Origin of the sequence: Hymenobacter convexus (assembly GCF_030580955.1) — a bacterium.
In the GTDB taxonomy this organism is placed as follows: Bacteria; Bacteroidota; Bacteroidia; order Cytophagales; family Hymenobacteraceae; genus Hymenobacter.
Genome location: NZ_JAUQON010000016.1, coordinates 56774 through 69804 on the forward strand (window position 1 = coordinate 56774; position 13031 = coordinate 69804).

The following is a 13031-nucleotide window of genomic DNA, read 5'->3' on the forward strand; positions in this document are numbered from 1 at the left end:
CAAATAGCAGGGACTTCTGCGCTTAATAGTGTGCCGGTTCTTACCCGCTCGTGAGGACAATTTCCGCCTCGGTTTTAACGCTCTTGTCATATACCATTCGTGTGCTGAGTTTGCACCTCACGGTCCAATTCCGGCCACTCGTCAACTTTCTTCCCAGGGCCTGATGGGGGCCGGTAGGTTTGCAGGGTCGAATTCCGGGCCGGTCGCGCCTGCGCCGGCCGGAAGGACAGCTTTTATTCACCTACCCATTTCTCCTATGGCTGAGCAAGATGAAGTGAATACCCCCACGCCGGAGCGCTGGTACCTGAGTGCGGTGCCGACCTCCAACGGCAACCTCAGCGGGCAGAGCCTGCAGCGGCAGCCCGCCGGGCACTCCCTCTATGAGATTCAGATTAATCCCGCCAACCCCAACCAGGCGGCGCTGCTGCCGGCCCCCGGCGCGGATGGCCGACTGCTGAATGCCTTTGACCACGCCCTGATGCGGGCCTTTACCACCAACCGCCTCCCCGGCCGGGAGGATAAGTTTCTCACGGTGGAAAAGCCCACGCTGCTGGAAAAGGTGGGCGATAACTGGAAAATCACCGAGCAGGGCCGCGTGGGCTACAGCGCAACCGAACCCGAGCAGCGGTTGCAGGTATTTGGCCAGGCAACCCCACAATCAGCCCAGCAAGCTGAATTGACGACGCGGGCCGAGGAACTGGCTGGCGAGGTAGCCACCACTAGGGGGGCAGTTCGTGCCGAGGCAGAAGCGGAACTGGAAGGGGTGGCCAACGGCGCGCAGCAAGGACCGGACGAAAGCCGGGCCACCTACGCGGATGCGTTACGAGACGAGGCCCGGGCAGAAGTAGCAGAAGATGTCGCAGCACCGGAGCGGCGACAACCGGTAGGGGAGGGGCCAGGCAGCGAGCAGCCGTCCCTGGTTTCTACACCCGTCCCGGATGCTGCGGCCACTGCGGAGCCGGTCGGAGAGCTGCGCATTACCTGGCAGCAGAAAGGCGAAGAGGTGGCCCCGCTGCTGGAAATGCGCGCCTACCTCGACCAACTAAAGGAAGCCGGCGTGGCGGTGGGCGCTTTGCAGCTGGAGCGCGACCCGGCGGGCAAGCTCAGCGGCGGCTTCGCGGTGAGCTACGACCCCGAGTCGCACAAGCTGGGCCAGCTCGAAGCGGCCCTGCAGGGGTTTCGGCAAGTGGGGAATGGCGTGGCCGTCATGGAGAAGCCCGAGCAGGCGGCAGCCCGGCGGCAGGAAGCGGGCTACGATGATGACTACGAGCCGCAGCGCAGCAAGCAGGTGCGCGAAGCCTTCGGCGTGAAGCAGTGGGATGCGCTCAGCGCCCAGCTCTCGGCCGTGCCCAAGCACGCCCTCACCGCCCCGGAGCAGGTGCAGCAGGCGGCGGCCGGGCAGCGGGTGCAGCAGCTGGCCCAGCAGCAGGGCAAAACAACTGAGCAGGTCATCCGTGACGGCAAGAGCATCTTTGACATCGACACGAGCGGCAACCCCGCATCGGCGTTTCTGAAAAACTTCTACGCCCACCTGAACGGCGGCCCAAAGACCCGGCAGAATCTGGAAGTCGACTACGAGAAAACCCGCCAGGATTTGCAGGCCCGCCTGACCCGGCACGCCGGGGCGGCCCAGCCGGAGCTTTCGCCCGGCCCGCCAGCGCAGAGTGAAAAGCCGCTCAGCGTGGCGGCGGAACCCGTCATTGGCAATGCCACCCGTCAGACCGTCGCCCAGTCGTCGGAGCCTGCGTTATTCAAAGCCGATGAAGTGCCGCAAAAGGTGCTGGCTTCCCTCGGCCTGAATACGGCGGATTTAGCCGACAGCGGGCAGCTGCAAAAGTTGCTTAATGGCGAGAAAACGGACCTTTTGCCCATGCAGGTAGCGGGCAAGGAAGGCCAGGAGCCCGTGAAGTTCGAGGGGAAGATGGTGCTCCACCGCGAGGCCGACGGCACGGCTACGCTCAAAATGGAATTGCCCCAGGAAAAGCTCGTTATTCCCAACGAGATTGGCGGCCAGCCGTTCACGCCCGAGCAGCGCCAGCGCCTCGAAACTGAAGGCAACGCCGGCCTGGTTCGCGGCCTTAAGGATGAGCAGGGCCGCGAGTTCAATGGTTACGTAGCCGTGGATAAGGCCATGAACAAGGTCGTAGTGCTGCCCGAAAGCAAAGTGACCCTGCACGACACCGTGGCCGGCGTTAAGCTCACCCCCGAGCAAAGCCACGACCTGCGCGAGGGCAAAGTAGTAGCGCTGGCCAACATGGCCAGCGGCAGCGGCGGGCAGAAGTTCGACGGCACCGTGCAGGTGAATGCCGCCAAGGCCTGCATCGAGGTAATACCCGCCGCCCACGAGCTGGCCCAGCGCCAAGCGCTGAAAGCCGAGCAGACGGTGAAGGCCACCACCCAGACCGTGGCTCCGGCCCCGGTCAAAACCGAAGCGCCCCAGGTGAAAACCCGGGGCCCCCGCCACTAGGTCGGCCCGGTCCAAACCCACTTTTCCTCACTCCAAAAGCCCGGAAGCCCGCTTCCGGGCTTCTTTTTTCTGCCTTCCATCCTTCGAATTAATCCGCATTACCATGGAACATGAACTCACCTTCCAGAAGATTAAGGAGCAGGTTGAGCTGCCCGAGCTGCTAAGCCACTTCGGCTACAACCTCAAAAAAGGCGAGCATTTGGGCAAAGGCAAATGGCGCGTTTTTGAGGGCGATGATACGCTGGTGGTCTTCAAGGGCCGGGGCGGCGACTGGATGTATTTCAACACCCAGGATGACCGCGACAAGGGCAGCGTCATCGACTGGATGAAGAACCGGGTCAGCTCCGACCGCATCGTCGGCCTTGGCCCGCTGCCGGGCCGCAACCTCTGGCAGTCAGTCAACGACCACTTCCGCGCCTACCTCAGCCTGCCCGAGGAGCAGCGCCCCCGGCTCGACCTGCCACCCATCGTGGAAACCGCGCCGGGGGAGAAATTCCATAGCATCTACACCCAGCACTGCCGGCCGCTCGAAAACACGGCCTACCTGGAAGGGCGCGGTATTACCAAAAGCACGATTGCCAACCCGCAATTTGCAGGCCGCATCCTCAACCAGCTCTACACGGTGCAGAAGGAGGGACTACCGGCCAAGACCTACGTCAATACGGCCTTTCCTGCCTACCACGAGGGGCGCGTAGTGGGACTGGAGCTGAAAGGGGAAGGCTTCAAAGGGCAGGCTCCCGAAAGCCAGTTCACCCGCTCGCTATGGCTGAGCAGGCTGCCCGAGGGCCGGCCGGCGGCGGTGCTGGTCGTAAGTGAATCGGCCCTCGATACGCTGTCCTACGCGCAGCTGCATCCCGGTGAAAGCGCCCTATATGCCTCGACGGCCGGCACACTCACCCAGAACAAGATTTTCGAGCTGAAGCGGCTGCTCAGCGAGGAAGGCATTCCGGTCATTCGGGCCGCTTTTGACAACGATACGCAGGGCCACCACTTCGATACCCGGCTGCTGGCGGGCCTGGCCAGCGAGCAAAACCCGATGAAAGTAGTCCGGGAGCACGAGCACCTGCTGACCGTCGAAATCACCGCCGTCCACCCGGCCGGCGTGCAGGCGCTCAGCCAGCACCTCAAAAGCTACAACGACCAGGCTACCCGGCAGTACGCCCAGGAAAACGGGGAGCCGGGCAATCCGGCCAGTAGCCAGACCCTGCGCGACGAGCTGATTCACTCCAACAAGCTGGGGGCCCACACCTACCAGTTTCACGTGCCGATGAGCCGGGAGGCGCTGGGGGCCTTTAATGAGGCAGCCAGCCAGACGTTGGGCTTTGAGCACCGGGTGGAGATTGTGAAAAGCCAGGGCAAGGATTGGAACCAGGACCTCAAGCACGACCAGTTGCAGCGGGTGGTGCAGCGCGAGCTGGATGACATTGACGAGGACCAGTATGGCTTCGGCCAGCAGCACTGGGACAACCCACCCATCGAAGGCCAGGGCAAAATCACGCAGCAGCATGAGGCCCAAGTCCTAGCCCGCAACCAGGGTGAGCGGCTGCTTGTAGTCGAGTTTCGGGAAAGCCGCGATGCCATCGCGCTGCTGCCCGCCCTGCGGGAGAACCTCGAAAGGGTCGGGCTCACCATTGACCACGCCGTTAAGCTGGAAACCAATGCGCCCCGGGAAATTGCCACGGAGCTTACCCTGCGCTACCGGCTGGATTCGCCGCAGCTGCTGGCCATCAGCGACGCGCTGGATGCATTGCGGCTAAACCCCAGGGCCACTGTGATTGAGCCGCTGCCGGATGCAATGGAGCGCCGGCAGCTTGCCGCCGCGCAGGAGCAGCTGCGGCAGGCCCGGCCCAAGCTGGTGCCCAGTGACTCGCCCGCCCACGACCAGGCCCGGCAATCGTTTATCGAAGCGGCGGGCCTGGTGGCCCGGGAGCTGCGTGAGAGCGCTGCCACACTGAACGCGGCCCGTTTGCAGGAGGTCAGCCGGCAGCTTCTGACCAAGCCGGCGCTGGAAGGCCTGAACCGGGAAAACGTGGAGAAGGTGCTGGCCGTGGTCGATAAGCTTGACACGTTGAAGGATAATCCCGCCGTGCAGCAGCTCCGCCAAGCCGTGCAGCAATTGGAGCAGCCTGTCCAGACGCAGCAAGTGCTGCAAAAGCCCCGACCTGGTCCCCGCTTGTAAGCCCGGCAACGCTGGCAATGCGGGCTTTCCCGTAGTTAGCCGCTCCATAACGGGGCGTATTTTTTTATACCCGGCAAGATAGTCCCCTCCGTGACCGGTGGTAGAAGTAGGGCCAGTAGCTAAGGGTGGTGCCGCTGACACTACCTGTATTACCCCACCGCCCGCAACGACGTCGCAAGTAGCTGTGGGAAAGGTTGGGGGCAATAACCCGCCACGACGGAGCAACTGGGCAGAAGAAAATGAGGAGTGCCCAAGACTTGTTCGGGCACTCCTTTTCACTGTCAGTTAAGGGCCGATTATTACAAAGCGGCGCGGCAAGCCTCCTCGCAACGACGGCAGGCGGCGGCGCATTCCTGGCAGTGCTGCATGTGGGCTCCGTGCTTTTCGCACTCATCGCCGCAGGCCTTGCAGACTTCGGCGCACTCGCGCAGCAGGTGCTGGCCGTGAACGGAGCCGCGGGCAACCAAGCGGGCAGTGAGGGCGCAGATGTCGGCGCAGTCGCGGTCGAGGCTGATGCAGGGCACCATCATTTTTACGTCGGGCTCCTGCAAGCAGGCGGTGGCACACCACTCGCAGGCGGCCACGCAGGCAGTGAGGGCGTCGAGCAGATTCTGATGTTGATTGTTCATGGGTTGGGAGAATAAGAGCGTAAAAAATGAAATGAAAAAGTGCGTGGACCGGGTCTTTATTTTTTTACCAGGTCCATGCCGCACTTGGGGCACTTGCCGGGCTCGTTGGCGATGACCTCCGGGTGCATGGTGCAGGTATAGGTTTCGGCGGCCACGCCCGGCCCGGGGTTACCAGCCGGTTTGGCCGTGCTATCCGAGGCGACGGTGGAAGTGGCCGATGTGGCGGTTTCGGCGCTGCCCTTATTATCGGAGCAGGCCGTGGTGACGGCGAAGCTGGTGAGCACAAGGCCTAGAAACAGAAGCTTTTTCATGGGATTAAAATGGGGTGATTGAAAACAGGTGCCGGACCGCGGCCCCCAACGGATTACTGTTTGGATTGGAAGCCTACATACTCATGCCGTTCATGCTGTCGGTGGCGCCCTGGCGCAGGGAGTACTCGCTTTGCAGCAGGTAGGCCCCGGACACCACAACCTTTTCTCCAGCCCGCAGACCCGTTGTGATGGGTACACTGCTGGCCGAGCCCTCGCCCGTGCTCACCCGCACGCGGCGGTACTGCCGCTCGCCGGTCTGCGTCCAGAGGTAGCTGGCCTGCCCATCCCGAATCAGGGCTTCCACGGGCACGCGCAGCATGGTTTGGGCGGTGGCTGCCGTCGTTGGGGCATCGAGCAGCACGTTGGCCTGCGCCCCCGGCAGCAGGCGGCCGTTGGGGTTGGCCAGCTGAATGCGGGCGAGCGTAACCTGGCTGCCACCGTTAAGCTCGGGGCTGAGAAAGACGACGTTGCCCCGAAACGAGCCGGACTCCCCGGCCACCTGCACCCTGACGGCCTTGCCCAACGGCAGCCGGGCCACGTCCCGTGGATAGAGTTGTGCTTCGACCCAGACGGTGGACAGGTTGGTGAGCGTGACCAGCGGGCTGCCCTCGGTCACGTACTGGCCCTGCACCACGTCGAGGGTTTGCACGGTGCCGGTGGTCGGGCTGAAATACGTGACTACCGGGTTGGGCCGGCCCCGGGCGGCCAGTTGCTGCAGTTGGCCAGTTGTCATACCTAGCAGCCGTAGCTTCTGGCCCGCGGCCTCGGCAAATTGATGATAAGCCCCGCCCTGCTCGCGGCTTTGGGCTCGGGCCAGCAGGTATTCCTGCTGCAGGGCCTGCAGCTGTTCGCTGTATACGGAAAACAGGGGCGCGCCCCGATGCAACAGCTGTCCGGTCTGGCGCACGTACAAGTGTTCAATGCGCCCGGTCACCCGGCTGCTCACGCTCTCAGTTTGCAAAGCATCGGCGGTGATGGTGCCGGTTAGCACGGTGGGTGCGGGGCTTTCCGCAGGGTGGGTGCCGATGACCTGCGCGTGGATGTTGCCCAATAAGACCTGTTGCGCGGTCAGCGTCAGGTCCGCGCTGCTAGCCGACGCGCTGCCCGCAGGGGTCGGTTGAGCGGCCTGCTTCACCAGGTCCATGCCGCAGATGGGACAGAGGCCGGGTTTGGCTTGGTGTACCTGCGGGTGCATCGGGCAGGTGTACACGGCGGCGCTGGCGGCGGGCTTTCTGGCTGCCGGGGCCGACTTTATTGCAATCAGGGCCATGCCGCAGATAGGACACGGGCCGGGGGCTTCCGCGTGGACTTGTGGGTGCATGGAGCAGGTGTAATATACTTTCTCACCCACTGCCCCCGGGCTGGCGGGCTTGGTTTTCTGGCAAGCCGCGCTGCTCATTGCTACCAATAGCACCAGCAGCCAGCGGCCGGCCCAACGCGCAAATGGGTGTGGCTTAGTCATGGAGAGTGGAATTTGTGGTGGACGAGGTTTGCAGGAAGCTTTCGCTGTCGACCAAGTATTGGCCATTGGCAGCCACATCTTCCGTGCCGGTCAGGCCCTGCCGTACCAGTACTTGCGCGGCCGTGCGCTGGCCCACCTGCACCGTGATAGGCACGAAGGTGCGGCCGCGCCGCACAAAGGCTACCTGCCGGGTGCCCAGGTCCACGACGGCCGCGCGGGGCAGCCACCAGCCCTCATTCGCCGAGCTGATTACGTGGGCCGTGAGTCGGGTGCCGCGCCGCAGCAGTCCCTGAGCATTAGGCAGGGACACGCGTACGGCCGGCGTGCTGGCTCCGGCCCGGTAGGTGGGCTCGACGAGTTCCACGCGGGCGGTGAGGGGATGAGTTGGGTCGCCATCCACAAGCACCCGCACCATCTGGCCGGGGCGCAGCTGCGCGACTTCGCCGGGGCCGGGCTGAAACAGGCCCCACACCTGTGCGGTGTTCATCACCTGAAACAGGGTTTGCCCGGTGCTCACGTAGCCGCCTTCCTGTAGCTTTAGCCCGGTGGTGGGGGCAGCAGTTGGAGCAGTTGCAGTTGCTGATTCGGCTCCTGAACCCATCGCTGATGCGCTGCTCATGTCACCACCTTCCGCTGAGGCACTGGCTTCGGCCATGCCGGATGGGGACGGCGTTGCGAATGATGCCGCCACCGTGTTTTCCACTACGTACCCGTCGTAAGGGCTGAACACGGCTACCCGGTAGTCGGGGCGGCGGGTGCGGGCAAGGGCGCGCAATTGACTTTCGCTCAGGCCCAGCAGCCGCAGCTTTTGCCGGGCACCGTTGACCAAAACCGGGTTGTCGGCGTCATTACCGAGCAGGAAGATGTACTCCTGCTCGGCCGTCACCAGCTCGGGGCTGTAGAGCTCCAGCAGGGTCTGGCCGCGGCGCACGGGCTGATAGTTGAAGCGGACCCGCAGCCGCTCGATGCGGCCACTTACGCGGGCGGCCACCGCCCGGCTCCGGCGCGGGTCGTAGTCAACCACGCCGGGCAGGGTGAGGGTGTCGGCTGCAGCCCCGGAGGTAGGTCGCACCGTGGCAATGCCCGACACCACGGACCCGTTGGGCGAGGTAACCAAATGGGTTAAACCCGCGCCGGCCGTATCGGCGGCGACCTGGTTATCCCCGCTGGCCTTGGGCACCAGGTCCATGCCGCAGATAGGACATTGGCCAGGGGCGTCGCGCACGATTTGCGGATGCATCGGGCAGGTGTACAGTTGAGCGGCAGCCGTGGACACGGGTTGCGCGGGGGCTTGCGCGGCCGGGCCATGTGACTTGCCCTTGCAGCCGGCCAGCAGCGTAAGCAGCAGCACGCACCACGTCGCGTAGCGCCACTTATTGCTCCAGTTCCTGGTCATAGCGCACGTGTAAGTTTAGGAGTTCGGTTTGGGTGTCGAGGTACTGCAGGCGGGCCTGCAGCCAGGTTTCGAGGGCTTCGACCACGGCCGGCAGCTGGGCCGTATTCTGCTGGTAGGCCAGCAGCGTGACCTGGTAGTTCTTGCGCAGGGCGGGCAGGATGCCCTTCTCAAAGTTTTCGACCTGCTGGCGCTTGGTGCGCAAGTCCGATTGCAGGGTGGTGATGCGGCCGGCGGCTTCGGTGAGCAGGCTGGCCCGCTGCTGCTGCACGGCCTGCGCCTCGTAGCCCAGAGCGGCGGTGTTGGCCTTGTACTCGCGGGACGCCCACGGGGCAATGGGGATGGACACCATGCCCATTACGGTGAACTGGTTGGGCGTGACGCCGAGGCCGTTCATGTGGTCGTAGCGCACCCCAAAGTCGGGCCGGCGGCGGTTGGCTTCCACGTTCTGGTTGAGCCGAACCACGGCCAGCGAGCGGTCGAGGCTGCGCACGTCGCTGCGCCGGCGGGCCAGCGCGGCCGTGTCCGGGTAGGGTCCGGCAAACGCGGTGGGCAGTAGGGTGTCCACGGCAAACTCGCCCTCCGGGTCGCGGGCCATCAGGGTGTTGAGGGCAATGGTGCTCTGGCGCAGCTGCCCGTAGAGCTGCTGGTGGTCGTTGCCGTGCATGGCCACCCGCGCCTGGGCCTGGTAGATGCTGGCGAGCGTGCTTTGGTTGTAGGGGTAGCGGGCTTGCGCAATTTTGAGCAGGAACTCCAGCAGGCCGATGCTTTGGTCGAGGACGCCGAGCTTCTTTTCCAGCAGGACGCGGCCGTAGTAGAGGCTGCGGGCCTGGGCCCGTAGCTGGTTGAACATGGCCGTCTGGTCGGCCTGGTCCACGGCGGCCTGGCCGGCCAGGTACTCGCGCTTGGCGCGCTGCTTAGCGGGGTTGGGCAGCATCTGCTCCACGGACACCATTTGCATGCCCTCGCCCTGGCCGTTGTTCATCTCCTTGATTGGCCGCTGATTGTAGGGCGTCATCCAGTAGCCGGCGCTCACCTTGGGCGCTTCCCAGCTGCGGGCCCCCGCCACGGCGGCCTGCTTGGCCTGGGCGCGGTAGCCGTACTGGCGCAACGCCGGATTGCGGCCCTCCACGGCCCGCAGCACCGAGTCCAGCGGCAGCACCTGCTGCGCTTGAATGGGCCGTGTAGCCAACGTGAGCAGGGCGAGGAACCAGAATAGGTTTATTGCTTTCTTCATGATTCTCATGGCTTAATGCTTCACGTCCAGCACGTCCAGCTTGCCGAACTTGCGCAGCTCGTACTCCTTGGTCATCAGAAAAATCAGGGGCGTGACCAGCAGAATGTGGGTTGAGGAGGTGAACACCCCACCAATCATGGGCAGCACGATGGGCAGCATCACATCCGAGCCCGTGCCCGTGGCCCACAGCACCGGCACCAGTCCGAACAGGGCCACCGAAACGGTCATCAGCTTAGGCCGCAAACGCTTGGCCGCCCCGTGAAACACGGCATCCCGCAGGTCCTGCTTGGTAATCGTCTCGCTGGAATTGCCCTTGGCGGCCACCAGCTGCTGCATGGCGTCGTTGAGGTAGATGACCATGATGACGCCCGTTTCCACGGCCAGCCCGAACAGGGCAATGAAGCCCACGGCCACGGCCACCGAGAGGTGTACGCCGTAGAAATACACCATGTAGGCCCCGCCAATCAGGGCGAAGGGAATGGTGACCAGACTCAGTAGCGCCTCCCGCACCGAGTGAAAGGCGAAGTACAGGCAGCCGAATATCACCAAAAGCACGATGGGTAGGATAAAGAGCAGTGTTCGCTGCGAGCTTATCAGGTTCTCGTACTGCCCGCTCCACTCCAGGTAGTAGCCGGCCGGCAGCTTGCCCTGCAGGCTCTGCACCCGCTGCATGGCCTCTTTCACCGTGCCGCCCAGGTCCCGGTCGCGCACGTTGAAGAGTACTGCCCCGCGCAGCTGCGCGTTCTCGGAGTTAATCATGGGCGGGCCGTTGACAAAGCGCAGCCGCGCCACCGCGGAGAGCGGTACCGGCCCGTAGGCCGTGGTTTGAATCGGGATGCGGTCCAGGGCGGCCACGCTGTTGCGGAAGTCCTCGGCCAGGCGCACGCTGATGCTGAAGCGCCGACGCCCTTCCACGGTGGTGGCCACGGGCGCCCCGCCGATGGCTGTTTCCACCACTTCGTTGACTTGGTCTACGCTCAGGCCGTAGCGGGCCAGCTGCGGGCGGTCAATGTCAATTTGTAGGTACTTGCCGCCGGTGATGGGGTCCACGTAGAGGTCCTGCACGCCGGGCACGCCGGTGAGCGCGGCCCTTACTCGTTGCGATACCCGTTCAATGGTATCGAGCTGCTGCCCGTAGACTTTTACGCCCACATCGGTGCGCACCCCGGTGCTCAGCATGTTAATGCGGTTGATGATGGGCTGGGTCCAGCCGTTCACCACGCCGGGAATCTGCAGCTTTTCATTCAGCTCGGCAATGAGTTTAGCTTTGGTCATGCCGGGCCGCCACTCGCTGCGGGGCTTGAGCTGGATGATGGTTTCTATCATGCTCAGCGGGGCATTGTCGGTGGCCGTGCTGGCCCGGCCGGCCTTGCCGAGCACCCCGGCCACTTCGGGCACCTGCTTGATAATCTTGTCCTGCACCTGCAGGATGCGCTTGACCTCCGTGTTGGACACGTCGGGCTGCGTGATGGGCATGAACAGAATCGAGCCCTCGTCGAGCGGGGGCATGAACTCGGTGCCCAGGCTCAGTAGCAGCGGGATGCTGATGGCCAGGAGCGCCAGGTTGATGGCGATAGTGGTTTTGCGCCAGGTCAGGCACCAGTTGATGAGCGGGGCGTATACCCGCTCCAGGCCCCGGTTGATGGGGTTTTGGTCCTCGGTCTTGAATTTGCCCTTCATAAAAAAGGACAGCAGCACCGGGGCCAGCGTCACGGCCAGCACGGCGTCGATGAGCAGGATAAAGGTCTTCGTGTAGGCCAGCGGGTGGAACAGCTTACCCTCCTGCCCGGTGAGCAGGAACACCGGCAGGAAGGAAGCCACGATGATGATGGTGGAGAAAAAGATGCCCCGCGAAACCTGCTGGCTGGACTTCTCGATGATGGCGAGGCGCTCGTCGTTAGTCATGGCGGACGGGTTTAGGAGTGGAAAGGGAAGGGGCAGGCACGGATGGCGCACCGGGTAGCCCACCAGCTGCCGCTTCTTCCGCCGCCTGGTGCAGGGCCAGGTTGCGGTAGGCATTCTCCGCCATCACAATGCCGTTGTCGACGATGACGCCGATGGCCAGGGCAATGCCGGTGAGGGACATGATATTGGAGGAAATACCGAAGGCGTTGAGCAGAATGAAGCTCGCAGCGATAGTAATCGGGATTTGCAGCAGGATGCTCAGGGCGCTGCGCCAGTGGAAGAGGAACACCAGCACCACCAGTGACACCACGGCCATTTCCTCCAGCAGCGTGTGCTTAATGTTGGCCACCGACTCCTCAATCAGCCCGCTGCGGTCGTAGACGATGTTGAACGACACGCCCGCCGGCAGTCCCTTGGCCACTTCGGTCATCTTGGCCTTCACGCGGGTTATCACGTCGTCGGCGTTCTCGCCGTAACGCATCACCACGATGCCGCCTACCGCCTCGCCCTCGCCATTGTGGTCGAAGATGCCCAGGCGGCTTTCGCCGGTCATCTGCACCGTGCCCAGGTCCTTGAGGCGCAGCGGCACCCCACCGGGGCGGGTGAGCACCGGCACGTTTTCCAGCGTGGCCACGTCTTGGATGTAGCCGCTGGTTTTGATGATGTAGCCGATGCCGGCCTGCTCAAACTTGCGGCCGCCGGCCTCGTTGTTGTTGCTGCGCACGGCGGCGAGCACCTGCGGCAGCGTCACGTTATAGTAAGTGAGTCTGGTGGGGTCCACCGTCACCTGGTACTCGGGCTGGAAGCCGCCGAAGCTGGCCACTTCGCTCACACCAGGCACGGTTTGCAGGCCGAACTTCACGTACCAGTCCTGCAGGGCGCGCTGCTCGCCCAGGTCGAGCTTGGGGGCGTTGAGCGTGTACCAGAGCACGTGGCCCACGCCGGTGCCGTCGGGCCCGAGGGTGGGCGTGATGCCGGCCGGCAGCAGGCGTTGCGCGTAGTTAAGCCGCTCCAGTACCCGTTCGCGGGCCCAGTAGATGTCGGTGTCGTCGGTGAAGATGACGTACACGAAGCTCATGCCGAACATGGAGGCGGCGCGCACGGCCTTCACCTGGGCCAGCCCCTGCAGGTTGGTCACCAGCGGGTAGGTCACCTGGTCTTCAATAATCTGCGGGCTGCGGCCCATCCATTCGGTGAAGACAATGACTTGGTTTTCGGACAGGTCGGGGATGGCGTCAATCTTGCTGGCCCGCACCGAAAACGCGCCCCACACGAGGAGCCCGGCGGCGACCAGCAGCACCAGCACCCGATTCCGCAGGGAAAAGGAAATGAGTTGCTCTATCATCAAGAAACAGCACTAAAGGAGAAGCGTCGGCAGGCCGAAAACCCCGGCAGGTACCAATGGACCCAAGGGCACGAACGCGGGGGCGGCCGGCCACAGGGGGCTG

Annotated in this window: 9 protein-coding genes; 2 read left to right on the forward strand and 7 right to left on the reverse strand. The window is 63.9% G+C overall.

Annotation, left to right across the window (positions count from 1 at the left end; genetic code table 11):
• Window positions 1–256: 256 nt before the first annotated feature.
• Together Q4S41_RS23420 and Q4S41_RS23425 are read left to right on the forward strand one after the other, a co-directional pair.
• The gene (locus Q4S41_RS23420; protein ID WP_305033559.1) at window positions 257–2467 is read left to right on the forward strand and encodes a DUF3945 domain-containing protein; all 2211 of its coding nucleotides are present in this window, start codon (window positions 257–259) and stop codon (window positions 2465–2467) included.
• A 103-nt stretch (window positions 2468–2570) separates the two neighbouring features.
• Window positions 2571–4646 carry a toprim domain-containing protein gene (locus Q4S41_RS23425; protein ID WP_305033560.1) on the forward strand — a complete coding sequence of 692 codons (2076 nt, stop codon included), beginning with the start codon at window positions 2571–2573 and terminating at the stop codon, window positions 4644–4646.
• A 299-nt stretch (window positions 4647–4945) separates the two neighbouring features.
• On the opposite strand, the gene Q4S41_RS23430 is transcribed toward Q4S41_RS23425, so the two are convergent.
• From Q4S41_RS23430 to Q4S41_RS23460, 7 genes are all read right to left on the reverse strand, one after another.
• Entirely contained in the window at window positions 4946–5275 is a 330-nt protein-coding gene (locus Q4S41_RS23430) for a four-helix bundle copper-binding protein (protein WP_305033561.1), read from the reverse strand.
• Between the two features lie 56 nt (window positions 5276–5331).
• Window positions 5332–5586 (reverse strand): heavy metal-binding domain-containing protein, encoded by a 255-nt coding sequence (locus Q4S41_RS23435; RefSeq protein ID WP_305033562.1) that lies wholly within the window; start codon window positions 5584–5586, stop codon window positions 5332–5334.
• Window positions 5587–5659: 73 nt separating this feature from the next.
• Entirely contained in the window at window positions 5660–7048 is a 1389-nt protein-coding gene (locus Q4S41_RS23440) for an efflux RND transporter periplasmic adaptor subunit (protein WP_305033563.1), read from the reverse strand.
• The gene (locus Q4S41_RS23445) at window positions 7041–8444 is read right to left on the reverse strand and encodes an efflux RND transporter periplasmic adaptor subunit (RefSeq protein ID WP_305033564.1); all 1404 of its coding nucleotides are present in this window, start codon (window positions 8442–8444) and stop codon (window positions 7041–7043) included. The genes Q4S41_RS23440 and Q4S41_RS23445 overlap by 8 nt, the downstream gene beginning before the upstream one ends.
• Window positions 8422–9678 (reverse strand): TolC family protein, encoded by a 1257-nt coding sequence (locus tag Q4S41_RS23450; RefSeq protein WP_305033565.1) that lies wholly within the window; start codon window positions 9676–9678, stop codon window positions 8422–8424. Before Q4S41_RS23450 ends, Q4S41_RS23445 begins: the two co-directional genes overlap by 23 nt.
• Before the next feature lie 12 nt (window positions 9679–9690).
• The gene (locus Q4S41_RS23455; RefSeq protein WP_305033566.1) at window positions 9691–11583 is read right to left on the reverse strand and encodes an efflux RND transporter permease subunit; all 1893 of its coding nucleotides are present in this window, start codon (window positions 11581–11583) and stop codon (window positions 9691–9693) included.
• On the reverse strand, window positions 11576–12928 hold the full coding sequence (locus tag Q4S41_RS23460; protein ID WP_198070566.1) for an efflux RND transporter permease subunit: 1353 nt from the start codon (window positions 12926–12928) through the stop codon (window positions 11576–11578). The genes Q4S41_RS23455 and Q4S41_RS23460 overlap by 8 nt, the downstream gene beginning before the upstream one ends.
• Between the last annotated feature and the right edge of the window lie 103 nt (window positions 12929–13031).